Origin of the sequence: Arthrobacter dokdonellae (assembly GCF_003268655.1) — a bacterium.
Taxonomy (GTDB): Bacteria; Actinomycetota; Actinomycetes; order Actinomycetales; family Micrococcaceae; genus Specibacter; species Specibacter dokdonellae.
Genome location: NZ_CP029642.1, coordinates 3,076,442 through 3,099,965, shown reverse-complemented (window position 1 = coordinate 3,099,965; position 23,524 = coordinate 3,076,442). Strand labels below are relative to the sequence as shown.

Here is a 23,524-nt window from a genome sequence, read left to right as displayed (position 1 = left end):
CAAGGACACTGTCGCAGTTGTGGTTCGGCATTGGTTCAGTCGTCGTCGGCGTCATCGCCTTGGTAGCCGGCGAGTATCCGGATGACCTGCTGGCGGATCGCATTCGGATCGGCCCCAAGCTTCACCAACACCTGCACAGCCACGCCTTCACCGCCGTGGATCAGGCCCAACAGGATGTGCTCGGTGTCAGTGTCGTCGTGTTCGAGCATCATCGACTCACTCATCGAGAACTCCAACACGGCTTTGGAATGGCCGGTGAATGGGATGCTCCCATTGCAGGGCTGCCGCCCCTGACCGACGATCCCCTGCACCTGTCTCCGAACGTCATCGAGGAAGACATTCGAGGATTCAAGGGCCATTGCGGCAACCCCGCCGCCTGCGCGGATGAGGCCGGCCAGGATGTGTTCCGTCCCCAAGTGATCGTGGTTGAGCAGGCGGGCCTCTTCCTGTGCCAGCACCAGAACGCGCCTGGCCCGATCAGTAAAGCGCTCAAACATTTACGTCCGCCCCCTGACCATGGCTTCCCCTGATGCTACCCAGCTGCCGCCCGGCATGGGGTCTTTCGTTCCGTTCAAGGGTGCCCAGCGGACGATCAAATGGATGTCGCTGCGTATGTGGTTTTCGGCGTTTCGAGCGGCCAGTGGTCGTCCCACTTTGGCAGCATCCCCTACCTCAATGTTTCTTGCCCCCAACGCCGGGCACGGACGCGGCCTGTGCCATCCAGGCCGTAATCTGGTGTTCATCGATGCCGTCCAAGGATTCAATCTCAACGCCTCGTGCCGCCTTGCCCATCCCGACGGGTGTCACCGGCGGAACCGGATCGAGCGTCGCGCCATTGATAAACATGAGTTTGACGTGGGTGGCAAAGCCGCCACAGCTAAAGTTCCAGCCGTCGCCGACGCCGTAGTACGCCATGCCCCCACTTCACGGACCGCTGCAGGCCCGGGAGCGACTTGGCCGCCAGAGCGTCGACAGCTTCGGCGATGCCCCGTTGCGGCTGTGGCAGGCTGGCGATGTATGCGAAGACCGGCTTGTCGCCGACCGCCGCTTTCGCGGGGCTTGCCGTGCCTGTCATGGCCGCCGGCAAAGTGAAGGGGGCACCTTCGTGCGCGTCGGTGCGCCTGGCCGGCTTTCGAGCTTCCCCTCCACCGGTCTCCCTGCTGGTCATATCGGCATACTACGCGTGCCTCCGGAATCTGTCGCGGCAGGGCCAGTCCTTCCGGGCTTGACGGACCGTCGGACGCTGGTGGTGCGTTCTGCGATTGCATTGTGGCTCTTCAAAAGCCACAGGGACCGGTAGTCCACCCAGGGCTTGACCCGGCTGGACAAGGAGGCTCTCCCCTCACTGGGGATCGACTTCGACGGGGCGTGCCACGTAGTGTGCCTTTTGATGCCGTTTCGCCCGGGAGGCTTGATCGCAAACTCGTCAATCATCACGCTCGCCGGGCCGGCTATGGGGCATACGCGCCAAGGATCAAAGGTGCAGGTGCGCCGCGCGGCTCGACTGGCGGCGCACTTTCCTACGGGTCCCCTTGCTTCAGCGGGCGCGGTGGGGGAGGGGGCTACGTCGCGGCGTTCGATGACCACGCATCCGGCGGCACGTGGTGAATCCGCCGAAGCACTCGGAGGCAGATGGGCGTCGAGTGCCCAGTCACCTCAGTTTCGGCGTGCGCGTTGGGACTCTCGATGTTCATTCGAGGCGATGGCGTCATTAACGGCTGAGGGTGGTGGCTTCGTCGAGTCGGCTGAGCTTGTCGGGGTTCGCGATCGAGTAGATCCGCGTGACCTTACCGTTCTCGATGGTGAGGCTCGTTGCCCCGACGAGTTGCCCGTCCAACTCCATCCGGATGCCGGGTTGGCCGTTGATCCACGTGGCCGTCGCGGCGAGCCTGCCCGGGGCCTTGGCCATTCCGCCGACGAGGTAACGCGCCAGTCGCACCGCCCCGACCACCGGTCGCCGGGCGGCACGGCGGACCTTGCCGCCGCTGTCGGCGACGGAAACGACGTCGGGCGCGAGCGCGTCCATGAGCCCCTGCAGGTCGCCAGTGTTAAGCGCGGCTATAAGGCGGGCGACAACTTGCTCATGTTCCGAGCGGACGACGTGCACCCGCGGCGGCGCGCGGCGATGTGGTCCTTTGCCCGATGTGCAATCTGTCGCACGGTAGTCCCGGTTTTGCCGACGGCCTCCGCGATCTCCTCGTAGGGCACGTCGATCACCTCACGCAGCACGAAGACGGCACGCTCGGCCGGACCGAGCGTCTCGAGCAGTGTGAGCATTGCGATCGACACATTCTCCGCAAGTTCGACGTCGTCCGCCACGTCGGGGTCGGTCAGGAGTGGCTCAGGAAGCCATTCCCCTACATACGATGGACGAGGAAAGGATCGTCGTCGACGTCGCCAACGGTGCTGTTCATGCCCGCCAGCCTACGCCTCGCCCGTGACGGCCGGCCGCCTCGCGCCAGCACGTCACTTCGCGGACCTTCGACTCGTCGAGACCATGGTTGTGCGCCATGAAGTAGTTGAAGTCAAGGCAGAAACTGCAGCCGATCGTGGCGGCCGATGCCATGGCGGCGTAGGAGGCGAGGTTTGGGTCGAGCTCATGCCAGCCCTCCACCTTCCGCCCGATGCCCATGGCGCCTTTCATGACCGCCTTGTTGTTCCACATCACGCCGATCGAGTCGGGAACGCGGCCCACCATTTTGCGTGCCGCGACTTTCACGAGCGCCTCGTATGCGCCGGTGATCTTCATCGCGGGGATGCGTGTCTCGCCGGTCATTGCTGCTCCTACGTCGTTGGTGGATTCGTTCCTGCAACATGAAGACACCGGCCAACGCCCGCCCGTGACATATGCCGAAGGATGGCACGGGTGCCCCCGTAGTCTTCCGCCGCGGACGCCGGTCCCTGCCTGATCACTTCGGGGGTCATGTCCCTCAAGGGTCCCGACCGTGTCCTCGGTCCTGTCGGAAATCCTTGGTCACCTGACGGTCCACTGGGCCGATCGTGCGGGTACCGGAGGGCCTACTCATGGCAGCTGCGCCTCCACGGCGCCCGGCCGGGCGCCGCTCGTCTCGAATGGGAATTTGGCAGGGCCGCGCCAATGTCAATCACCAGCGGATTTTCCGTGCCGGCGCCGTGCAGCGGCGGGTCTTGCCCGGCGTGCGCCCAGACGTGGGTCGCGACCCGGGAAGTGCTGATCGCCGACAGCGCCTTGGCAGGTTGGACCCGTTCGCAGGGCCTGGAAGAGCCGGCCGATCTTCGGGTCGGAGCCGATAAGACCCAGGCTTCCGGCTGGTTGCGGAGCCGCCCTACATCCGAGAAAGCTTCCCCGCCAGTGGCTGGGGACAGCGCCGGCAACACGCCTGCCCCGATGATGCCGCGCGAAGGGCCTGAGCCTCGGCGCAGCCGACAATCGCCCGGGCCAGTGGCGGCCGCCAAGGCCATGACAAAGCCCTACCGGGTCTATTGGGGGACGATCCGGTAGGGCTTCTTCGTAGATAGTACATCACCGACGAACGCCGTGCACATCCATGCTGGCCGTAGGTGTCAGAGGATGCAGCGAAGCCCGGCGGTCCTGGAGGAACGGACAGGACCCACGCGACGGGAAACGGATCCTTCGTTACGCCATGAATCTCAGGTTCACCCTCCGCCGCGCGGGTCGGAGGCAGGGCCGCGCCCGTCGACACACTGTCGTCCAACTACGTAGACTGCCGGGACCAACTTCGGACAACTTCTGATGTCGGCCAAAAAATCATTGAATAAAGTGCTCTGGAGACGAAGGACCCCCAATAGTCCTTCGTCTCCAGGCAGGTTCGGGGCGGCTACGGCTCGCGGTTTGAGATGGGCATGGTTTGGAAGGCGCGTCCGCGGAGCGCCGGAGCGTGCGAGCACCGCGCTTCGGGTTGGGTCTCCAAACTGAGTTCCTGGACTTGGCGCAGACGTGTGGGGGTGAGTCGAACCTCGGCCGTAAGTGTGCCTCCGGGCCCATGGAAGTTGACTTTCACATGGGAGTTGTCGAGGACGGCGACGCGGATGTCGTCGGGAACCAGCGGGCCCACTTGTTCCTTCATGCCGGCCAGGTCACCTCGCCGCTCCCGCCACGACCGGTCGAGGGCGACACATGGGGCGTAGGCGCCGTCGGTGACGTTGCCGTGGAGAATGAATGACCTTATCGCCGCAAGGACGCCGTCAATACTGTCGGTAGCACTAGTCATATCTGCCGATTGATCGAGAAGGGACTTGAGGGCCTGGATCGCCGGGGCGCTGACAGGGGCATAGGTGCTGCCGCCAAACGCAATGACCCCTATTCCGGATGCCTGGTGCCAGCACATGTGGGCTCCGTATCCGGGATAGCCGCCCACGTGGTGACTAATTGGTCCGAAGTCTGGGTCTTGTTCAATGAAGAGCCCGAGTCCGTAACCGGATGGGCCCCAGGGGAAGTCCCTTGACCGGAGGAGGCCTGTGGCTGTGTCGATGGCCAAGGGAAGCGGTGCGACTGGCTGTTGCATTCGGCGCCGCAGCTCGGAGGGCAGGTGCCCGTCGTCTGCCGAGCTGCTGGTGGCCCCGGCCAAAGTGCCGACCCACTTACTCATGTCGGAAAGGTTGCTCAGAATCCCGCCAATGGCGGAAAAGCTGCCGGGTGCGGTCATTTCTTGCAAATGCCATTTTCGTCCAGCGAGCTGGTACCCGTTGGCCAAGCTGGCGCGAGGAACGTTGCGGTAATCAAAGGTCGTGGAATTTAGCCCCAACGGCCGGAACAAGAGGGCCGTGACCACCTCTGGGTAAGGTTCTCCAGTCACCGTCTCGATGATCCGCCCAATCATCGCGTAGCTTAAATTTGAATACTGGAAGGCTTGTCCTGGACGTGTAGCCCTCACGGTTCCGGCAGCCAACAAGGCGTCGAAGTCCTCGGTTGTCATCGACTCCTGACGGTCTGCCCAGGCATCATCGGACGGGAAGCCGGCGCTCATGGACAAAACGTCGTGGAGGGTGGGCAACCTCCCTGCCGGTCCTTCGTCTGCCAGTCCCGGGAGGTAGCTGCAGACTGGCGCGTCGAGGTCCAGCAGTCCTTCGCGTTGCAGGAGCAGCGTCGTCGCGGCAGCAAAACTCTTTGATAGTGACGCGATCCGAAAAACCGTATTGGCGCCGGGTCGATGCCCGCGGCCTAGTTCGGGTTCTCCCATTGACGAGAAATGGGCCATTTTGCCCTGTCTAACTACAGCCCAGGCCAGTGCCGGGCTCCCGTCGGAGCCGGCAGCGATCTCACGGGCAACCTGCCGGAATGGCTCGTCAACATGTGAGTAGTCGAGGCGGCGTTCCCTGGAAGCCATCGCTTGTGCGTTACTCATTGACGTCGGCGCCCGCCGGATGACGTCGCTGTGAGATTGCCTCGACGGGCCGAACCGGGTCCAGCATCAGCATGTGCGTGTGCCGGCGGGGACGAAGGTACACGAGGTAATAGGCAAGTGAGACGACGACGATGCCACCGGCGACCAGAAGGTCGCTTGAGGTTTGCTGTGTGAGTACAACGACGGACATGACGATCGCCACTATCGGGGCAGCCGGCCAAAGAGGCATCCGGTAGGGTCGGTCCATAGACTTGTCTTTAAGGCGGCTCAGGATCGCGGATGCGGCGACAAGGATAAACTCCACGCACAGAACGGCCCCGACGCAGGTGCTCAATGTGGCCACATCTGTGAAAAGCACAAGAACCGCACCTGCTGCGCCGACTACGATCGTTGATATCCAGGGGGTGCCCCATCGCGGATGGACTGACGCAAGGGCTTTGCTCATGGGCGCCGGCCAGGCCATGTCCCGCCCGGAACTGTAGAGAATTCGTGCGAAGAAGGGCATCAGAGCCACCACGGCATTGAGGACGGCAATGGCTATGCCAAGGCTGATGATGGTGTTAAAGGCGTCCCCACCAATTGACGTTAGAAAATACTGCCACGCATTCGGGCTGGCAGAGAGGTCCGCCAACGATGGTGAGGAAAGGATTGCCATGGAAACCGGAAGCACCTCGCACGCGACAGCGACGCCCAATGCGATGAAGACCGAACGCGCCACGTTCCGCCGGCTCCCGGTGGTTTCTTCGGAGTAGAGCAGTGCGCCTTGGAATCCGTTGTAGGCAAAGCTTGCAACGGCAATGCCGGCAACAAGGGCGCCCATGGTCAACGAATGGGTGGCGCCATCCGAATCCGTGATGAGCGGCTGAAAGAGCGTGCTTATGGGGCGCTGGACATGAAACAGACCCAGGACGCCGACAAACACTACGGCCAGTAGTTCTATGGCCAGGAGTACCCCGACGGCAATTGCGCTGAGTCGGACACCCAAGATCGCCACTGCCGCGCCCAGCAGGATGATGACGGCGGCCAGAATATTGGTGTTGACGTTGAGGATGACCCCTACATACTGCCCGATTCCGAGGGCGACGACGGCCGGGATCAAGACGGCCTGGACCGGCCCGCTCAAGATGAGTGACACGAATCCGGCGGGACGGCCCAGGATTCGGGCGACGAACGTGTAGTCGCCACCGGCAATCGGATAGGCACAGCCCAACTCGGCCCAACAAAAGGCCAGCGCCAGCCCCATGACGGCGGCGATAACGAATGTCAAAGGAGCCCCAGTGCCGGTCAACGTGAACAGGACCGGCGCAATGATGAAGGCCCCAGTGGCCGGCGTCACGGCTGAGACCACAAGCGAAATATTCTCCCAGAGCCCAAGGGACCGGTGGAGTTCCTGCTTGTAGGCTCGGCGTCCCGCGTTCCCGCCGATCTCAGTGCGTGTCACGATGTCCTCCATTGCGGGCGGCGTGAGTGCCGTAAAATCACATACGTAAGCTAATGCCAAAGTCCACGCTGATGTCAACAGTGTTGACACAATTATTTTCGGTTGGTTGTTGTGAGACGATGACGTGATGGTTCAATCTCGACTTTACGACGATGCGATTCACGACGCTGTCCCGGCGCACCACGCGCGCCTGGACCGCGACATGATACTTGAGGCATCTCGGGACCTGTGCGACAGGGAAGGCCTCGGTGCCCTCACGCTCCGCCGCCTCGGAAGGGAGCTCGGCGTTGATTCGACAGCCATGTACCGTCATTTCAAAAACAAAATGGATTTACTGTCCGCACTGATCGATCTCCTCTTCGCCGATGTCCCGGAGCCAGACCCAGGCCGGCCTTGGCGTGAAAACCTGACCACGTTGATGCGGGCATGGTTCGATATCTATCGGCGCCACGTTGGTCTCGCTGAGGCGATGGCCGGCCAAGCCGATGACCAGCCGAGACTCTTCGCTTTGACGGAATGGACAGTCCATGAGCTGCGGCGCGCGGGCGTGCCGTCCGCTGACATTGGATTGTTTCACCAGGCCATTTACAACCACACCGTTGGGTACGGACTGGTAGCGGCACTTTCGCCATGGATGACCACACCAAGCCTTCGAGACGAACAACGGCGCATCTACTCAGCGTTGGATCCGGCATTATTCCCCGCATCCAGTGCTGCATCCGGATCTCTGTACCCCGATACGGATAAATTGTTTGACTTCGGAATGGGCCTTCTCCTGGATGCGATCGAGGAAAGGGTTCGAGAAGAGAAAACCGGCAATCGCCAGTAGCCGGCACGCGTCGTATCGTCCGGCAGTTTGCAGGGGCGCCGCCGGTACCGCCTCGCCCCGACGGTGTTGGCGGCGGAGGCGGTTTTCCTGCCCGGTGCGCCCGTGCCGGAGGGTGGGGCACGGAATCGACGTTCCGCTGGCCGTGAGTGTAGTACCCGCTGTGATGCGAAGTCGGGACCGATGCAAAGTCTGGACCAGGGCTCCACACGGTCGCACACACCAGGGGCATCAAGGCAGGATGGTACCTCCACGCCGGAAATCGCCCGTTAGACCACCTACTGCCAAGCCGCATGACTGGCAGCACAACATGACCAGGCCGCGCCGCGGCCCAGCCACCGAGAACGGCACCGTCCGCGGGGCGCGGCGCGTCAGAGACGCTTGGTGATAGGGGGGACACGCGGCCGTAGGCTATCTTGGGGATCAGACATGGGCCGCTTGACCACGGCGCGGAAGGAATGCTGCATGGACAGTGACGCCGTTTCGTGGTTTCTGAGCCGCGATGAGCGGGGAAACCTGGCCACGCAGGTGCATGCCGGCGATGCCGGATCGCCGTCGTGGTCGGAGGGCAACCTTGTGCGCCCCTTGATCCATGGAGCGGTGTACTTTGCGCGGCTGCATGAGGAGCTGTCGGTCCTGCGGGCGGGTGACCGGGTCTGGTTCACCGATTGGCGCGGCGACGCCAACGAGCGGCTGCTGCCGGGCGGGCCGTCGATCGGGGAACTGCTCGCTGGCTTGGCCCGCGCGGGCGTGGAAGTGCGCGGCCTTGTCTGGAGATCGCACGGGGAGCGCGTTTCGGCCCCCATCAGCGGCCGGGCGAACGAGGTGCTGAGCCGTCAGATCAACGACGCCGGCGGCGAAGTTCTGCTGGATCAGCGGGTCCGGCTGTTTGGTTCCCATCACCAAAAGCTGGTCGTCATCCGTCACCGCAACAACCCCTCGAGGGATGTGGCCTTTGTTGGCGGGATCGACCTTTCGCACAGCCGTCGGGACGATGCGGAGCACTCGGGAGACCCGCAGGCGGTGAGTATGGATTCCCACTACGGGACGCGGCCCCCGTGGCACGATGCCACGCTCGAGCTGCACGGCCCCGTGGTGGCGGATGTCCTGGCTGTATTCGCTGAACGATGGAACGATCCCCACCCCCTGGACCGGCGCACTCCCTATCGGATGCTGCTACAACGCCTCGCCCGGATGCCGCGCCACCCCAAGCCGCTGCCCGAGTCGGCACCTCCGCCACCGCCGGCGGGTCCGCATGCCGTGCAACTGTTGCGCACGTATGGGGTCAAGCGTCCCCCGTTCCCGTTCGCGCCCGAGGGGGAACGCAGCATCGCCCGCGCCTACACGAAGGCTTTTGCCCGCGCCCGGTCCCTGATCTACATCGAGGACCAGTACCTCTGGGCAACGGACGTCGCGGCAGGAATCGCCTTGGCCCTCGAGCAAAATCCCGAGTTGAACGTCATCGCCGTGGTGCCCCGCACACCCGACTCGGACGGCGCTCTCAAAGGTCCGCCCATGCGGCTTGGTCAACTGCGCGCCCTCAAGCTGCTCCGCGATGCTGCGCCCGACAGGGTGGGCGTCTTCGACGTCGAAAACAGTTCCGGAACCCCGATCTACGTCCATGCCAAGCTCTGCATCATCGACGACACCTGGTTTACCTGCGGCTCGGACAATTTCAACCGCCGATCCTGGACCACGGACAGCGAGCTCACCTGCGCCGTGGTGGATACCAATCACGATGCGGCCACATCCTTGGCGCACGCACTGCGACGCGAACTCTGGGCCGAACACCTGGGTCTCGACCAGGACGATCCACGGTTGCAGGACCCGGCCTCGGCACTCAGACTCTGGAAGTCCAGCGCCGACGCCCTCGACCGGTGGCACGAGACGGGCGGCCGCTCGCCGCGCCCCGCCGGTCGGGTTCGGCACCACGTCCCCGAACCTGTTCCGCCCCTGCAGCGCCTGTGGGCCGACCCGCTGAGCCGCTTCGTGGTAGACCCCGACGGCCGACCCCGCCGCCTCCGCGGCACAGCCGAGTTCTAGGCAGGGGTCCCGGAACCCGCCAGCGGCTCGACATCGCCGTACGAATGGCCCCGCACGAGCAGGGACATGATGTGCCGGTGATCAGCCATAACAGTCGGTTTCCTTGCCTCAGCCACGACCCCAATGTCGGGGGTGAAAGCCATCCTCACCCGCCACAGCCGAAAGCGCTGCCCGATCCACCCGCGAGCGCTGCCGGAGCAACCCACACATGCTATCCAAAGCCTCCTCCTTAGACGCCGGCGACCAATATAGGGGATGCCACTGGGGACTTGCTCCGTCGGAGTCGTCGTCCCCCATTTTTCCTTCAGTGACTATTTAAGACCACAGGTTTAGACTGGTGGTCTAAACGGAGTTGGATCGAGGTTTCATCATGAAGGTCTTGATCGTTGGAGCCGGGATCGCCGGCCCGACGCTGGCATTCTGGCTCAACAAGTCCGGCCACGAGGTCACCATCGTGGAACACGCCCCCCAGTTGCGCACCGGCGGTTACCTGATCGATTTTTGGGGCGCCGGCTTCGACGTGGCGCAGCGGATGGGCATCGTGCCCGAGCTGCGCACCCGCGGCTTCGTGTTCACCGAGGCGCGAGCGATCGATCGGAACGGCCGCCAGATCGCGTCGTTCAACCCCGAGGCCGTGATCGAGTCGAACAAGCGGTATCTGAGCATTGCGCGTACTGACCTCGCCGCGGTCATCTACGACTCCCTCGGCGGCGCGGTGGAGCTGATGCTCAGCGACACCGTGCAAGACCTCGCCGACGACGGTGAGCGCGTCCGGGTCACCTTCGAGAGCGGGAGCACCCGCGATTTCGATCTCGTCATCGGCGCGGATGGCCTGCACTCGCGGGTGCGCAGGCTCGCATTCGGACCGGATGAGCAATTCGAGAAGTATCTGGGCATGGTGGTGGCCGCGTTCGATGCGGAGCGGTATCCGGAACGGGACGAGCTCGTCGCGATGATGTACGCCCAGGTTGGCTTTCAGGCGATCCGACTCTCGTTTCGCGACGATGCGACGCTGCTCCTGTTCAGCCTGCGGCACGACGGCGACGTCCCGGCCGGGCGCGGGGCGCAGGAGAGCTTGCTACGGGAGAAGCTGGGCGGCAAGGGGTGGGAGGTTCCCGAGATGCTGGCCGCCATGCCCAACGCGAAGAACTTCTACTTCGACTCGGTGAGCCAGATCCAGATGCCGTCGTGGTCGAGGGGCCGCATCGCCTTGGTGGGCGATGCCGGCGCGTGCCCGTCATTCCTTGCCGGACAAGGCTCGGCACTGGCCATGGTGGAGGCGTACACGCTGGCGGCGGAACTGGCACGAACCAGCGACCACCGCGAGGCGTTCGCCCGCTACCAGGAGCGGCTGGCCCCGCTGATACGCTCCAAGCAGGATGCCGCCCAGGGCTTGGGCCTGGCCTTCGCCCCGAAGAACAAGTTCCAGCTTTTCGTCAGGAATACGGTGTTGAAGATGATGGGGCTTCCCAAGATTGCCGACATCGCGATGGGCAGGAGCTTCCACGACCGCGTCGAACTCCCGTCCTTCCCGGAACAGAACTCGGGGCGCTGACCGAATGGTTCGCCCCCGTTTCACGAAATTGCCTGCGCAGCAGCGACAGGCGATCGTGCAGGCGGCCCTCGACGAGTTCGCGGCGCACGGATTTCACGACGCCTCGCTCAACCGGGTCATCGATGCCGCCGGAATCTCCAAGGGGTCGATGTACTACTACTTCGACGGGAAGGAGGATCTCTACGCCTATGTCGCGCACCTCGGCCTGGCCAGGCTGTTCGCCCAGGCCGGCCCGCTGCCCGACCTGGGTGTAGGGGATGCCGACGCTTTCTGGTCGGTTCTGGGCGACTACTACCTCCGGCTGATGCGGGCACTCGTTGCCTCACCGCAGTTGGCCGCCATGCTGCGCGGCTGGGCTGCCGCGGCGAAGAGCCCCGCCTCACGGAAGGCGCAGGAGGAACTGGAGCAGTCATCCCTCCCGTGGATCGCGCAGGTGCTCGCCACCGGGCAACAGGTGGGAGCGGTGCGCGACGACGTCCCACCCACCCTGCTGATCGCGGTCGCGATGGGCATGGGCCAGGCAATGGATGTCTGGCTCATGTCCCAGCGGGCCGACGATGACGCGCTTCCGGGCCTGATCGCATCGCTGATGAGCATGATCAGGGGAGCAGTCGGTCCCCGAAGGGATGGCCTTCCATGACCACGCCGGCCGCCACCGGCGCGGCGTCCCCGTGGCCATCACAGCCATGCCCCGGCTACGATGGCGACAGGTCGGAAAGGGGTGCGATGCGTGCTTTGAGGAAGTTTCTCTACGAGAACAGCCTGTCCGTGCTTTTCGCCGGACTGTTCGTCGTGTTCCTGGCAGGTCAGGTCCTGGTGGGCTACATGGATGACAACCAGACGCTGGCATCACACGGGAAGAGCGCGATCGGGTTCGGAGCCTGGCTGGGCAGTGGCACGTTTCTCAACGCCATGTTCGTCAACTGGCAGGCGGCCCTGCTGCAGCTGGCCGTTCTGGTTCTTGCCGGCGGGATCCTGCATCAGATCGGAGCCTCGCACTCACGTGATCCGAAGAAGGACGAACAGCACGGTGGTGCCCCCAACAACGCGGAAGAAGCCGCTGACGAGCACCGTTTACCGTGGCTGCGGCGGCACTCGTTGTCCGTCGCGTTGGTCGTGTGTTTCGTGGCGGCATTCGTGCTCCATGTGTTCGCAGGGATAAGCGCGTTCAACGAGGAGCGTGCCCTCTCGAACGAACCGGCAATCGGGCTGGGACTCTACCTTGTCTCAGCGCGCTTCTGGTTCGAGAACTTCCAAACTTGGGAAGCCGAGTTCATTGCCATCCTGTTTTTCCTGGTGTTCAGCATCTTCTTGCGCGAGCAACGGTCCGCGGAGTCCAAACTATTGTCGGCGAGCGACACGGAGACCGGCGAAACCAACGATTAGACCCCCGCCGCGAGGCCGCCTTCGTGAAGCGCTCTCAGCGGACCTCTGCGGCTGCAGTTGCAGAGGCGGCGGTGTGCCTATGATCCATTCATGCCCGGGCCTGTAATGCTTATCAAAGCTTCTGTGGCTGCGCCTGCCGTCGTCCCGAGACTGACCTTTTTCGCCCTTCCAGCACGGGCGTAGGTTTGTCGAGGCCCGCGGCCCCCGTACTCCGGCGGCGCAACCGGCAAGGATCAGCCTGGCTGCCCGGCAGCGGGCACGCTTGGTGGCCATTGGGTGGCCCGCTGGCCGCCCGTGGGCACTTTCCCAGAGCCGCTCACAATGCCGCAGCCGCGTAGAACGCCACGAGTTGGTCCAACCGGTCAGATGTCCAGCAAGCGGGTTTGGCTTTTGTATTTCATGAACCTGGCGCAGGGACCTCGGTCGTTGGGTCGCCATCATCGCCGTCCTGCTGACGGAGGAGTGCCGCGAGCACCTTACGATGCCACCTGGCGAAGTTCCCCTGTTCCACATTGTCGAAGGCTTGCCGGGCGACTGATTTCTGCAGTCGCTCCAGCTGGTCCGCGATGGCCGGATGATGCTGGGATGGCGCATTGCAGGCAAGGCCCCAAAGCAATTGGTAGAGACTGGACGCCACCATCGGATCCGATGTTCCGTACTTCCTCGGCTGCGTGATCGCAGAATCAAGATACTCCGCAAAGGTCGGCCTGGCGAGAATTACCCGTGGCACATCGTTATCGTTGGTTAGGGTAGTCGCACCGAGCTGATATCCCATCAACTCAGCAAGCAAGGCCGCTGTGTGGCCCAGGGCATGGACCGCAGTTGTGGGATCGTTGATGCCTGGGGACAACGCCTTGTTCACCACGTCGGTAAGTTGACGCAACCCGTAGCCTACGTCCTGGGCGGCCGTGCGCTCCGGGCCTGTCGATACAGCATCGTGTATCCCTTTTCGCAATTTTGCGACATCGTCCGGATCGGTGATGCTCCCTTCCCCGCGTGGCCAGTAGGAAGCAAGTGGGGTTCCGCCAAGGAGGAATTCGCCGGGCTCACGGTATAAGGAGATTACGGCATCGATGCTGTCGGCAAGATGTAGAAGTTTTCCTTGATCGACACGCACCAGGAAACCGGAAGAAGCGACGGACACCATGGCGGGCTGCGACGGTGGCTGGGGCGCGGGTGGGCTGCCGGCATCGAGATTGGGGAGATTCGTCGACGCCGTGAGACTGGCGTCCATGTGCACATTGCTTAACATCGTCTCGACGCGGATCTGGCGGGTCAAATGCGCCAAGAAAAGCACGAGGCCAACGACGCTCGCCAAAGCCAGGAGGAAAGAGGTTGTGACCGCGAGGCGCGGAACAAAACCAGCACTGGCACTCTCGCCGCTTGAGCGCACGACCCGAAGCACCGTGAGCGAGTAGGTGAAAGTGGCCAGGAAGAGTGCGAGTGTGACCTGGACGAAAAGATCTTGGGTGAAGTTGCGAAGCAGGCGCGGAGAGAACTGGCTGCTTGCCAGCTGCAGTGTCACCACGGTTAGTGAGAACGTCAGCGCCGTTACGGTGATTAGTGAACCTGCGACAGCGTCAAGCACGGTGCGTGACGCGCCAGGGTCACCGGAGAACACGAGCGCATCCAGCCAGCCGGGCAGGTCGCCGTCGACATGGGCATCGAGATGTGGCAGAAGGACGCCAGCGAGCACGGCGAGCACGACACCCGCGATCGGGAGCGGCCATAACTGCGCACGGAATGCATCTCGTGCGACGTGGAGTCCTTTATGAATGGAACCGTTCAAGGAAGCCCGTCCTTATCCATTGAGCTGAGGCCCTTGTGGTGCTCAATTATTCCCCAGCGCTGTCGAATGTCTGGTGCATTTTTTGTGAGGCTACCACGGACAGCTTCGTCAACCTCACGGTGTTGTCCATGACGCAGTGCGGGTCCTGACGTCTGCGTGGAGGCGGAAGCGGCGATAAACGTCGGAATTTCGTCCTGCGCCGTTCTCGCTGAGGATGACGGTGAAGGAACGGTCCAGGATGGAGAGCCCGACGACCAGGGCCATGAGGTGGTCGAGCTCGTTGAAGCGGGCGGCCCGCAGGACGATCACCCCGTAGACCACGGGGGTGAAGCTTTATCCATTAAATTATCCGCGCGGACACCGGTACCCTCCAGATGAGGGTACCGGTGGCTAGGGTGTTGGGGGAGCAGGGGCTTGAAACCGTTTGGCGACGAGGACGTCTGTGGAGGAATGGGCGAGGATGGACAGCACGATGACCAAGGCTATGAGGTGGAAGAGCTCGTTGGCATGCGGGGTGCCCGATTCAAGCACGAGAATTCCGTAGACGACGGAGGCGAAGCCTTTGGGCCCAAACCACATGGCTGCGAGTTGTTCCTTAATGGCCAGCCGGGTGCCCAGGAAGGAGATGAACAGGGCCAGCGGACGGGCCGCGAGGATGGCCAGCACGGCAAAGGCCCACCCTGACCCGGTGATCTCATTGAACAGGAAGGTGGGGGTGATGAGCGCGCCGAAGACGAGGATGGCAGCGAGCTTGAGCAGTTCCGAGACCAGTTCGCCGAATGCCTCGAATTCCTTCCGGAAACCAGGTCCTGCGGTGGCGACGGTGATGCCTGCTGCGAAGGCGGCGAGAAAGAGGTTTGCCCCGGTGACCAGGCAGATGGCGAGGACGAGCAGGCCGATGGACACGGTTACAAGGGGTTGAAGGCCCTTGGTTGCTTTCAGGAACGGCAGTCGCTCCAGGCCAATGACTGCCAGGGGGATGGCAACGCCGACACCGACGCCCAGGCCTATCTCGGCAACGAGGACACCGATTCCGCTGTCCGTGCCGCCGGAGACGGCCAGCAGCACCAGCACGATGGGCAGGGCCAGTCCGTCATTGAGCCCTGACTCGACATTGAGAAGATGACGCAATCGTCCCGGGACTTCCTTGCGCCCCACAATGGCGGCCGCGAAGACCGGATCGGTGGGTGCCAGCACGGCCCCCAGGAGGAAGGCCGGCACCCAGGGCAGGCCCACAATGTAATGGGCCAGCAATGCCGTGATGAGGAGGGTCAGTGGGAGCCCGAACAGCAGCGCCCGCCCCGGCAAGCGCCAGGCACGGCGAAGGTCTGAGAGCCCGACTTTCATGCCGTCGGTAAACAGGACGGAGAAGAGTGCCAATTGGGCCAGGATTCCGACGGCGGGGTCCCCGGGTTCCATGGGGATGACGTCCAGGACGCCGCGGCCCAGGACGAAGCCGCCCAGAAGAAACAGCACAGCCGTGGAAAGCACCGTGCGGCTGGCGCGTTCGGATATGAGAACACCGAGCAGCAGCAGCACCGCAAAGGCGAACGTCAGGATCGGAACCATCGTCACTCCCGCGAGTAGAGGGCCACGTCAGCAAACCAGATATTCGCCGTACCTGCGCGTTCACCGGTTTAATTCTATGGGTAGCCTCATCCAGGGCCGGTCGCCGCTTGTGGAACCGGCATGCCGGGTTGGTCGCGGAAGGCTTCCGGGCAGTGCCGCACAGCATCCCCCTGCCGACCCGGCGTGCGCGGCGGCGGCGGACCCTGACGCCGTCGGCCGGGCAGCCATGGACTGCCCGGGACACCGGGGCGGGGGAGGAGTAGCCTGTGAAATATCTGTCCTGCAGGGAGAACTTGTTCTGGTTTGAGGAGATGAACAAACGTGGCCGCTGATCAAGTCCCGGGTCCATCGACGGGCCCGCGCCCCGCTTCACGCCCGGCGGGCAAGCCGTCCTCGTCCCGATCGAAACGACCTCCCCGGAAAACGTCGCCGGATCTGCACGGCAAGGACGAGGTGACGCGCTCCGGGATGATCTGGGTCGCCGTCAGCGCCGGACTGGTTCTTCTGATTTTGCTCATCATTTTCATCCTGCAGAACCAAGATCGCGTGACAGTGCACTATTTTGGTGCGGCCGCGGAGCTTTCCCTGGGTATGGCGCTGTTCATTGCAGCGGTCGCCGGCGGGGTGTTGGTCGCGATCTCCGGGACGGCACGGATTCTCCAGCTCAGAAACCAACGCCGCCGCCGGCCCATCCCGTCGAACCCGTCGGGCCCTTCGGCAGCAGGACGGCATGAGGCAACACCTGGTCCGTGAACCCGGTGCCGACCCTGCCTGGCCTGCCCGCGGTTTCCCACAAGCGCCCAAGCAGCGGGCGCCTCGGGCAGCGGGCGGCGTGGGCTGCCGGAGTTGGGCCATGGTGGCCGGGTCCTCCGTCATGGAAGCCCGCCAGGGCCGTGCTGCACGATTGAGAGACATCAACGACTGGAGAACCGCCTGCACGTCGTCCGCGTGACCACCGACCTCACGGTGCCCGACCTCGAGGAGGCGGGGGCCTTCTACGAGGGAACGGTGCTCAACATCGCCCAGCACCACGAGCCCTAACTGCCCACGCCCGGAGACGACGTGGGCGTCTGGCCGGCTGGAAGACAACCGCTTTTGAGTGGCCCTGCTGCGGCCCGCCGTGGGGCAGGTGGTTCAGGGCCAAATGACTGAATTACAAGGGCGGGAAATTGAATCTGACGCGCCGTGCTGCTTACAGTCTCCAGGGAATCCCTTGGCGGACCGACGCTTGGAGACGACTGGCCGATTATGAGTGTGCAGGCGTACTTTAGGCGAACGCTGCGCCGACCCCGTGCGTGTACCGGCAGCTCATTTGACCATGCCATGCGCAGCTTCGTCAGAGGATGCTAGCTCCGATGTCTTTTCCGATTCTGTGCAGCAGCGCGACGGAAAGTTCGGGATTTGTTGACGAGTCCTTGGTGGTGTAGTCGGCCAGGGCGTAGACGCGCGCCAGGGACAATTCCCCCGACTGCTCCGTGGACAGCAGTGATCGACCGGCGACGGCGATAACTGGTCGTTTGCCTGCGCGCCGGGCGAGGGCGGCAGGGAGTTTTCCGGCTAGGGTCTGCTCATCGAGGCTGCCTTCACCGGTGATGACGACGTCGCAGTTATCCTTGCGGGCGTTGAAGTCCAGCAAGTCCAGGAAGAAGTCGGCCCCCGAGACCTGCCGTGCCTTGAGCAACAGGCAGGCGTAACCGATTCCTCCAGCGCTTCCGGCGCCTTCATGTCCGGCTAACGCCGCCGCGTCGGTGAATCCGGCTTCGGCCAGTGTGTCCACGAGGTGTTGCAGTCCACGATCGAGGGTGGCGACGTCGTCGGTTCCGGCGCCCTTTTGGGGTCCGAAGACGGCAGCGGCCCCTTCGTTGCCGAGCAGCGGGTTGTGCACGTCGCTGGCAACGATCAGTTCGGTGTTGTCCAGTTCCGGAAGTGGAGTGTGGTGGATGGTGTGGATCTGTCCCAGGGTCCTGCCGCTGCCATGGAGTTGGTGGTCGTCGGTGTCGTGGAAGCTGTAGCCCAGGACGGTGAGCATCCCCATCCCGCCATCGGTGCTGGCACTGCCACCCAGAGCCAGAACAATCCTGGCAGGTTTGAGGGTCAGTGCGAACAGGATTGCTTCGCCGAAGCCGCGGCTGGAGGCGGTCAGTGGTTCCAGTTTATGGTCCTGCAGGAGCGTCAGGCCGCAGGTGTTGGCGACTTCGACGACGGCGGTGGTGCCGTCGAACGCGATGTCCGCGTGGCGTTGCTGGCCGGTGGGTCCGGTGACGGTGCAAGTGTGCCGGGTGAAGCCGGAGGTGACGGCGGCGTCGACACTGCCGTCACCTCCGTCGGCCAACGGTAGCAGGTCGCAGCGAATCGTCCCGGTCCCGGTGGCTGAGCGGAGCCCTGTGGCGAGGGCATTGGCTACTTCACTGGCGGTGAGGCTGCCTTTGAACTTGTCTGGTGCGATGAGGACTTGCACGGTTCCAGGCACAAGGCTTTTCTGCATGTCAGACCGTCTCCGAGTAGGCGTGCGCGCGGTCGCTTGGTGACGTGTCGTCGTCGGTCGGGGCGGCGGCACGGCGGGGGGCGATGTCCACGGAATCGGAGCGGCCGTAGTCCCTTTGGTCATCGTCGACGGGATCTTCGTCACGACGGGGTTCGACGATCTCACCGTTGAACACGCGACGGACTCGGTTCACGTCCAAGGAGTGGTCCCACCAGGCGATGAACAGCGTGGCGACGGCGTTGCCGCAAAAGTTGACCAGTGCGCGGCATTCGGACATGAACTTGTCAATGCCGAAGATCAGCATGATGCCGACGACGGGGATGGTTCCCATGGTGCTCAGCGTGGCGGTCAGGGCGATGAAGCCGCCGCCGGCCACTCCTGCCGCACCTTTGGAGGTCAGCAGCATGATGGCGAGCAGTCCGACCTGCTGGCCGACCGAGAGGTGGGTGTTGGTTGCCTGGGCGATGTAGAGAGCTGCCAGGGACAGGTAGATCGCGGCGCCGTCGAGGTTGAAGCTGTAGCCGGTGGGGACGACAAGCCCTACGGTCTCCTTCTTGACGCCGGCGTGCTCGAGCTTGCGCATCAGGCCCGGCAGGGCGGGCTCGGCGGTGGAGGTGCCCACGATCAGCAGCAGTTCTTCCCGGAAGTACCTCAGCATCTTGAAGATGTTCAGTTTCAGGAAGCCCATGACGCTGCCCAGGACCACGACGATGAAGAAGATCGAGGTTCCGTAGAAAAGCAGGACCAGCCAGCCGAGGCTCGTGAGGGTGGACACGCCATATGCTCCCACGGCGTAGGCCATGGCCCCGAAGGCGCCCAGGGGTGCTGTCTTCATGACGAAGTTCAGGACCTTGAAAACAATTTTCGTCAGTCGTTCGATGGCGTCCAGGATCGGTGCCCCGATTGCGCCCAGGGCGTTCAGGGCCACGCCGAACAGGACGGCCATGAAGATGATTTGTAGGATGTTGCCTTCAACAAAGGGCCCGGCCACGCTGGTGGGGATGATGTCGGTGATGAACTGCCACCATTGCTGGTGTTCGCCACTGGCGATCAGTTGCCCTGCGGAAGCGGAGGCCTTGATGGCACCGGAGTCGGCGTTCACCCCGTCGCCGAGGCGGAAGATGTTGATGGCCACCAAACCCAAGCCCAATGCGACAATGGTGCCGACCTGGAAATACCCCAAGGCTTTCAGCCCCGTGAGGCCTACCTTTTTTAGGTCGGCCACGCTTGCGATGCCTCCCACGATGGTCAAAAATACGATGGGGCCGATGAGCATCTTCATCGCATTGACGAACGTCGTGCCGATGGGCTTCATGGCCTGACCGGCATTCGGGGCTAGCCAGCCCAACAGGATGCCAACGACGATCGCGGTCAGGACCCAGAAATACAGCTGGCGATACCAGGGCTTGCGGGTCTTTGCCGGCGTGGCGGCGGGGGTGATTCGATCCATGATTCCTACCTCATTGTGGAGATCGTTTGGTACAAGGGAGAGAGAATATCCGGGTGGACGGCGCCAAGGACGACGCCGTCCATCCGAGAAAGGAGACGGGCAGGGTCGGATTAGACGGCGGTCAGGCTCCGGGAAAGCGCGGCGACGATCGCCTCGGTGACATCGTCGGTCGTGGCGTTGCCACCGACGTCTCGGGTCAGGTGCCCGGTTGCGGTGGCCTGTTCGATGGCGGCCTCGACACGGCGCGCTTCTTCATGCAGGCCGAAGTGATCCAACATCAGGGCGGCACTGGCAATGGCGCCGATCGGGTTGCTGATGCCTTGGCCCGCAATGTCCGGGGCGGAACCGTGGACGGGTTCGAACATGCTGGGAAAGCGGCGTTCCGGGTTCAGGTTGGCACTTGCCGCCAGGCCCAGGCTGCCGGCAAGGGCGGAGCCGAGGTCGGAGAGGATGTCAGCGTTGAGGTTGGAGGCCACGACTACGGAGAGTTCTTCGGGCTTGAGGATGAACTTGGCGCTCATCGCGTCCACCAGCACGCTTTCGGTCTGTACGTCCGGGTAGTCCACGCAAACGCGCTTGAAAACGTCGTCCCAGAGCACCATGCCGTATTGCTGCGCATTGGACTTGGTCACGGAGGAGACCTTCTTCACGGTCCGGGTGCGGGCCAGGTCAAAGGCGAACCTCATGATGCGTTCACAGCCCTTTTCCGTGAACAACGCAGTCTGCAGCGCGACCTCGTTTCCCGGCCCACGGCCGCTGAGGTTCCGTCCACCCAGGCCGGCGTATTCGCCTTCACTGTTTTCACGTACCACCACCCAGTCAAGCTCGGTGTCATCGGCCTTGCGCAGCGGGGACCGGACCCCTGGCAGAAACTTGACGGGGCGGATATTGGCCCACTGATCGAAATTCTGGGTGATATTCAGCCGCAGGCCCCAAAGGCTGACATGGTCCGGGACATTCTCCCAGCCAACGGCGCCGAAGTAGATGGCATCAAAATCCTTCAGAGTTTCCAGACCCTCCGGATCCATCATCTGGCCGGTCGTGGCGAAATAGCCGCAACCCCAGGGGAACTCGGTCCACTCGAAGGAAAACTTGCCGTCGGAACTCACCGCCAAGGCGTCCAGGACGCGGCGGCCGGCGGAGACGACTTCCTTGCCCACGCCGTCGGCGGGGATTGAAGCGATACGAAATGTCTGGGTGGCATTCATGTGCCTACCTCCTCGATGAGTGTGTTAGCAGTGTCACACTGCTCTTCCTCTTCAAGTAGAAGGCCTGCGCCCAACCGGCGTCCAAGACCAAGATCCGATCCCCAAAATAGGTTCAGCCTATCAATCGGATCCAGCCAGGATCATCTGATTCGGGTGCGACATGCTGCTCCGCGACCTTCAAGAACGCCCGTGCCGCTGGGGTCAGGTCTTCCTTCCGGCTCAGGATAGCCACATCCAGGTGGGACACGGGCTCGATCAGCAGTGTCTGCAGCCCTGCCTTGCGAGCAGTCGGTGCCCAGGCGGCCGGCATCACCGCATGCCCCACCCCGGCCAGGACCAGGGGCAGGATCGACGTCCGGTGCGCTACCTCCACGACGATTTCTATCTCCACGCCACGCGCCATGGCATCATCTACGAGCCAGCGCATCAGGGAACCTCGCTGGCTCACTACCAACCGATGACCGCCCAGATCTTCACGACGGATCGATTCGGTCGAACCGAAAGTATCAGCCTTCGGGTTAACGATGAGTATCAGCGGTTGTCGCTCCAGCTCCAAAACCTGAACCCCCGGCACCCGGATGGGGTTCGGGGATCCGGCAAGGCCGATCTCGGTACTGCCGGTCCGGACAGACTCGATAACTTCTTCGGGAGTGAATGCAGCGCTGACATTGAGGCGGACCGACGGGTGTAATTCAGTGAAGCTGGCAATCAGCGACGTCAACGGCTCGATCCCCGGAGAGGGCATGCTGACAATGTCCAGCCTCCCACTGCGCACACCCTGAAGTGCCCGCACCGCGGACTGCGCGGCATCAAGATTCCGCATCACTAAGCGGGCGGGGCCAACGAGTTCCCTGCCCGCTTCGCTAAGCACCGCCCGACGGCCGATACGGTGAAAGAGGGGCACACCCAGTTCCTTCTCCAGGCCGGCAATAGTCTGGGAAAGCGACGGCTGGGCGATGAGCAAATGCTCCGCGGCGCGATTGAAACCATCATGGTCGACCACGGCGAGAAAATACTTCAGCTTGCGCGTATCCATGCTTGCTCCTTGACCGTAGGCTTTCACGTCGTCACAGTGGCTGTCCTGAACCCCTCCACGCGAAGCGTAGACAGCCTACGCCGATCAGAGCCCCCGCTTCCACGCCACCCGCTTCCCTGACTTGCGGTGACCACGAGCAACGGCTAACCCCAGCTGCGGCAACGGGCTTCTTGGTTGGACCATGCGTTTGTCATTTAGCGACCCGCCGATCAATGCGATCGCGCTCCAGCGCGGTGTGGCGGATGTGGGCGCGAGCAAGAGGTTCCACCTCGATTATGGTTTCGCCGTGTCCAGCAGTTATGGAACCAGGTACGTCGCGTTCGACATTGGCCCGGTCAAGCTGACCGGCAATAACCGGGTGAACGAGCAATTCTGGACTGCGTCGTCGCGGGATGAAACCTCTGTGGATTTGCACTGACCCTGATGATCTGCGAAGGGACGATCTGCAGGAGCTGCCACGACTCATAACTCGGCAACGACGATCTTCTTCATGGCGAGCATCCTTTGGTACGCGCCCGGATGTTGGAGTAGCTCGCCCATGTCCTGCGGCACGATCTGCCAGCTGACCCCAAACCGGTCGACCAACCAGCCACACTGCTCAGCTTCGGGGACGGAGCTCAGTGCTGCCCACAGGGTCTCGATCGCCTCTTGGTCGGCACAGTCGACCTGCAGGGAGAGCCCCGGCGAAAATGTGAAGTCGTGTACGGGGCCGCCATCCATCGCCGAGAACCACTGCCCGGCAAGGGTGAACTCCGCGAAGAGGAGGGCCCCGGCTTCTCCCGGCTTCGGAACGATCATTCCCGGTCCCGACTCCGGAAACAGGCCGGTGTACAGGTCCATGGCGTGTTGAGCCTGGGCGGCCGCCCCGGTAAACAGCAACTGCGGGATCACCGCGGGACGCCGCTCAGCACCCGGGGCGGCAAGCATCAATTGCCAGTTCACGCCAAACTTGTCCTCCACCCAGCCGTAAAGCTTGCTGTGCGGGTATTCGCCCAAGGCCATGCGAACCTTCCCACCCGCTGCGAAAGCCTCCCACACTGCGGCCATCCCACCACGCGCCTCATCAATGCCGCCGTCGAACAACGCCGGGTCGAAGTTGAGGATGAACGACAACGCGGGGGTGGGCCGGAACTCGTCTCCGGCATTGATCAAGCGGATCCGGTATCCGCCCACGCTCACATCCACGACCAGCGGCTGTCCTGCCAGGTCACGTTGGAAGTCCGGCAGGTCATCCTCCGGGTAGGACGCAACCACCTCCATTGACGCCTCCGGCAGTACGTCCGCGTAGAAGCTGCCAACGTCGCCCGCGTTGCCGTGGCACCAGACGTTGGGCACGATTCGTTGCATGATTTCTCCTCATTAAATATCCAAAATCCTGGTGGGATCTCCAA

The 23,524-nt window shown here is 63.2% G+C and carries 21 protein-coding genes and 1 pseudogene; 7 read left to right on the top strand and 15 right to left on the bottom strand.

The window, feature by feature from the left end; translation table 11 throughout:
• Window positions 1-50 precede the first annotated feature (50 nt).
• The 7 genes and pseudogenes from DMB86_RS13755 to DMB86_RS13730 form a co-directional block, all read right to left on the bottom strand.
• Window positions 51-497 (bottom strand): annotated as a pseudogene (locus tag DMB86_RS13755) (Clp protease N-terminal domain-containing protein); the annotation flags it as partial.
• A 175-nt stretch (window positions 498-672) separates the two neighbouring features.
• A complete protein-coding gene (locus DMB86_RS20635; protein WP_171814501.1) occupies window positions 673-915 on the bottom strand; it encodes a DUF1801 domain-containing protein in 243 nt (80 codons plus the stop codon).
• 796 nt (window positions 916-1,711) lie between these two features.
• Window positions 1,712-2,026, bottom strand: coding sequence for a sigma-70 family RNA polymerase sigma factor family protein (locus DMB86_RS21080; protein ID WP_227878379.1), 315 nt, complete (start codon window positions 2,024-2,026; stop codon window positions 1,712-1,714).
• 32 nt (window positions 2,027-2,058) lie between these two features.
• A complete protein-coding gene (locus tag DMB86_RS21075; protein ID WP_236783336.1) occupies window positions 2,059-2,319 on the bottom strand; it encodes a sigma factor-like helix-turn-helix DNA-binding protein in 261 nt (86 codons plus the stop codon).
• Window positions 2,320-2,410: 91 nt separating this feature from the next.
• Window positions 2,411-2,776, bottom strand: coding sequence for a carboxymuconolactone decarboxylase family protein (locus tag DMB86_RS13740; protein WP_113718309.1), 366 nt, complete (start codon window positions 2,774-2,776; stop codon window positions 2,411-2,413).
• 1,042 nt (window positions 2,777-3,818) lie between these two features.
• A complete protein-coding gene (locus DMB86_RS13735; RefSeq protein ID WP_113718308.1) occupies window positions 3,819-5,345 on the bottom strand; it encodes a serine hydrolase domain-containing protein in 1,527 nt (508 codons plus the stop codon).
• Window positions 5,338-6,876, bottom strand: coding sequence for an APC family permease (locus tag DMB86_RS13730; RefSeq protein WP_227878378.1), 1,539 nt, complete (start codon window positions 6,874-6,876; stop codon window positions 5,338-5,340). The genes DMB86_RS13735 and DMB86_RS13730 overlap by 8 nt, the downstream gene beginning before the upstream one ends.
• Window positions 6,877-6,913: 37 nt before the next feature.
• Here DMB86_RS13730 and DMB86_RS13725 point away from each other — a divergent pair, with 37 nt between their 5' ends.
• The 5 genes from DMB86_RS13725 (at window position 6,914) to DMB86_RS13705 (ending at window position 12,596) form a co-directional block, all read left to right on the top strand.
• Window positions 6,914-7,615, top strand: coding sequence for a TetR/AcrR family transcriptional regulator (locus DMB86_RS13725; RefSeq protein ID WP_113718306.1), 702 nt, complete (start codon window positions 6,914-6,916; stop codon window positions 7,613-7,615).
• Between the two features lie 462 nt (window positions 7,616-8,077).
• Window positions 8,078-9,655: a phospholipase D family protein gene (locus DMB86_RS13720; protein ID WP_113718305.1), complete on the top strand. Its 1,578-nt coding sequence runs from the start codon at window positions 8,078-8,080 to the stop codon at window positions 9,653-9,655.
• A 370-nt stretch (window positions 9,656-10,025) separates the two neighbouring features.
• Window positions 10,026-11,210, top strand: a complete 1,185-nt coding sequence (locus tag DMB86_RS13715; protein ID WP_113718304.1) for an FAD-binding domain — start codon at window positions 10,026-10,028, stop codon at window positions 11,208-11,210.
• A gap of 4 nt (window positions 11,211-11,214) precedes the next feature.
• A complete protein-coding gene (locus DMB86_RS13710) occupies window positions 11,215-11,850 on the top strand; it encodes a TetR/AcrR family transcriptional regulator (protein ID WP_113718303.1) in 636 nt (211 codons plus the stop codon).
• Entirely contained in the window at window positions 11,847-12,596 is a 750-nt protein-coding gene (locus DMB86_RS13705; RefSeq protein WP_129545539.1) for a DUF6766 family protein, read from the top strand. The genes DMB86_RS13710 and DMB86_RS13705 overlap by 4 nt, the downstream gene beginning before the upstream one ends.
• 397 nt (window positions 12,597-12,993) lie before the next feature.
• Here DMB86_RS13705 and DMB86_RS13700 read toward each other — a convergent pair whose 3' ends face one another.
• The 3 genes from DMB86_RS13700 to DMB86_RS13690 form a co-directional block, all read right to left on the bottom strand.
• On the bottom strand, window positions 12,994-14,385 hold the full coding sequence (locus tag DMB86_RS13700) for a DUF2254 domain-containing protein (RefSeq protein ID WP_113718301.1): 1,392 nt from the start codon (window positions 14,383-14,385) through the stop codon (window positions 12,994-12,996).
• A 114-nt stretch (window positions 14,386-14,499) separates the two neighbouring features.
• Window positions 14,500-14,706, bottom strand: coding sequence for a hypothetical protein (locus DMB86_RS13695; protein WP_113718300.1), 207 nt, complete (start codon window positions 14,704-14,706; stop codon window positions 14,500-14,502).
• 69 nt (window positions 14,707-14,775) lie between these two features.
• On the bottom strand, window positions 14,776-15,954 hold the full coding sequence (locus DMB86_RS13690) for a cation:proton antiporter domain-containing protein (protein ID WP_113718299.1): 1,179 nt from the start codon (window positions 15,952-15,954) through the stop codon (window positions 14,776-14,778).
• Between the two features lie 468 nt (window positions 15,955-16,422).
• Here DMB86_RS13690 and DMB86_RS13685 point away from each other — a divergent pair, with 468 nt between their 5' ends.
• Window positions 16,423-16,707: a lipopolysaccharide assembly protein LapA domain-containing protein gene (locus DMB86_RS13685; protein WP_113718298.1), complete on the top strand. Its 285-nt coding sequence runs from the start codon at window positions 16,423-16,425 to the stop codon at window positions 16,705-16,707.
• A gap of 583 nt (window positions 16,708-17,290) precedes the next feature.
• On the opposite strand, the gene DMB86_RS13680 is transcribed toward DMB86_RS13685, so the two are convergent.
• The 4 genes from DMB86_RS13680 to DMB86_RS13665 form a co-directional block, all read right to left on the bottom strand.
• Complete coding sequence (locus DMB86_RS13680; RefSeq protein ID WP_227878377.1) at window positions 17,291-18,439, bottom strand: glycerate kinase; 1,149 nt, start codon at window positions 18,437-18,439, stop codon at window positions 17,291-17,293.
• Between the two features lies 1 nt (window position 18,440).
• Window positions 18,441-19,889, bottom strand: a complete 1,449-nt coding sequence (gene dctA, locus DMB86_RS13675) for a C4-dicarboxylate transporter DctA (RefSeq protein WP_113718297.1) — start codon at window positions 19,887-19,889, stop codon at window positions 18,441-18,443.
• 110 nt (window positions 19,890-19,999) lie between these two features.
• Window positions 20,000-21,097, bottom strand: a complete 1,098-nt coding sequence (locus DMB86_RS13670) for a tartrate dehydrogenase (RefSeq protein ID WP_113718296.1) — start codon at window positions 21,095-21,097, stop codon at window positions 20,000-20,002.
• Window positions 21,098-21,209: 112 nt separating this feature from the next.
• Entirely contained in the window at window positions 21,210-22,133 is a 924-nt protein-coding gene (locus DMB86_RS13665; protein WP_113718295.1) for a LysR family transcriptional regulator, read from the bottom strand.
• Between the two features lie 181 nt (window positions 22,134-22,314).
• Between DMB86_RS13665 and DMB86_RS13660 the strand changes: the two genes are divergently transcribed.
• Entirely contained in the window at window positions 22,315-22,551 is a 237-nt protein-coding gene (locus tag DMB86_RS13660; RefSeq protein ID WP_113718294.1) for a hypothetical protein, read from the top strand.
• 44 nt (window positions 22,552-22,595) lie between these two features.
• Here the strand turns inward: DMB86_RS13660 and DMB86_RS13655 are convergent, their stop codons facing one another.
• A complete protein-coding gene (locus DMB86_RS13655; protein ID WP_113718293.1) occupies window positions 22,596-23,480 on the bottom strand; it encodes a VOC family protein in 885 nt (294 codons plus the stop codon).
• Window positions 23,481-23,524: the final 44 nt, after the last annotated feature.

What these genes read in the sequence shown, in the direction of transcription:
- DMB86_RS20635 (WP_171814501.1), bottom strand. Translation starts at nt 915, where the DNA reads ATGGCGTACTACGGCGTCGGCGACGGCTGGAACTTTAGCTGTGGCGGC.
- DMB86_RS21080 (WP_227878379.1), bottom strand. Translation starts at nt 2,026, where the DNA reads ATGGACGCGCTCGCGCCCGACGTCGTTTCCGTCGCCGACAGCGGCGGC.
- DMB86_RS13740 (WP_113718309.1), bottom strand. Translation starts at nt 2,776, where the DNA reads ATGACCGGCGAGACACGCATCCCCGCGATGAAGATCACCGGCGCATAC.
- DMB86_RS13735 (WP_113718308.1), bottom strand. Translation starts at nt 5,345, where the DNA reads ATGAGTAACGCACAAGCGATGGCTTCCAGGGAACGCCGCCTCGACTAC.
- DMB86_RS13725 (WP_113718306.1), top strand. Translation starts at nt 6,914, where the DNA reads ATGGTTCAATCTCGACTTTACGACGATGCGATTCACGACGCTGTCCCG.
- DMB86_RS13720 (WP_113718305.1), top strand. Translation starts at nt 8,078, where the DNA reads ATGGACAGTGACGCCGTTTCGTGGTTTCTGAGCCGCGATGAGCGGGGA.
- DMB86_RS13715 (WP_113718304.1), top strand. Translation starts at nt 10,026, where the DNA reads ATGAAGGTCTTGATCGTTGGAGCCGGGATCGCCGGCCCGACGCTGGCA.
- DMB86_RS13710 (WP_113718303.1), top strand. Translation starts at nt 11,215, where the DNA reads ATGGTTCGCCCCCGTTTCACGAAATTGCCTGCGCAGCAGCGACAGGCG.
- DMB86_RS13705 (WP_129545539.1), top strand. Translation starts at nt 11,847, where the DNA reads ATGACCACGCCGGCCGCCACCGGCGCGGCGTCCCCGTGGCCATCACAG.
- DMB86_RS13690 (WP_113718299.1), bottom strand. Translation starts at nt 15,954, where the DNA reads ATGGTTCCGATCCTGACGTTCGCCTTTGCGGTGCTGCTGCTGCTCGGT.
- DMB86_RS13685 (WP_113718298.1), top strand. Translation starts at nt 16,423, where the DNA reads ATGATCTGGGTCGCCGTCAGCGCCGGACTGGTTCTTCTGATTTTGCTC.
- DMB86_RS13680 (WP_227878377.1), bottom strand. Translation starts at nt 18,439, where the DNA reads ATGCAGAAAAGCCTTGTGCCTGGAACCGTGCAAGTCCTCATCGCACCA.
- dctA (WP_113718297.1), bottom strand. Translation starts at nt 19,889, where the DNA reads ATGGATCGAATCACCCCCGCCGCCACGCCGGCAAAGACCCGCAAGCCC.
- DMB86_RS13670 (WP_113718296.1), bottom strand. Translation starts at nt 21,097, where the DNA reads ATGAATGCCACCCAGACATTTCGTATCGCTTCAATCCCCGCCGACGGC.
- DMB86_RS13665 (WP_113718295.1), bottom strand. Translation starts at nt 22,133, where the DNA reads ATGGATACGCGCAAGCTGAAGTATTTTCTCGCCGTGGTCGACCATGAT.
- DMB86_RS13660 (WP_113718294.1), top strand. Translation starts at nt 22,315, where the DNA reads ATGCGTTTGTCATTTAGCGACCCGCCGATCAATGCGATCGCGCTCCAG.
- DMB86_RS13655 (WP_113718293.1), bottom strand. Translation starts at nt 23,480, where the DNA reads ATGCAACGAATCGTGCCCAACGTCTGGTGCCACGGCAACGCGGGCGAC.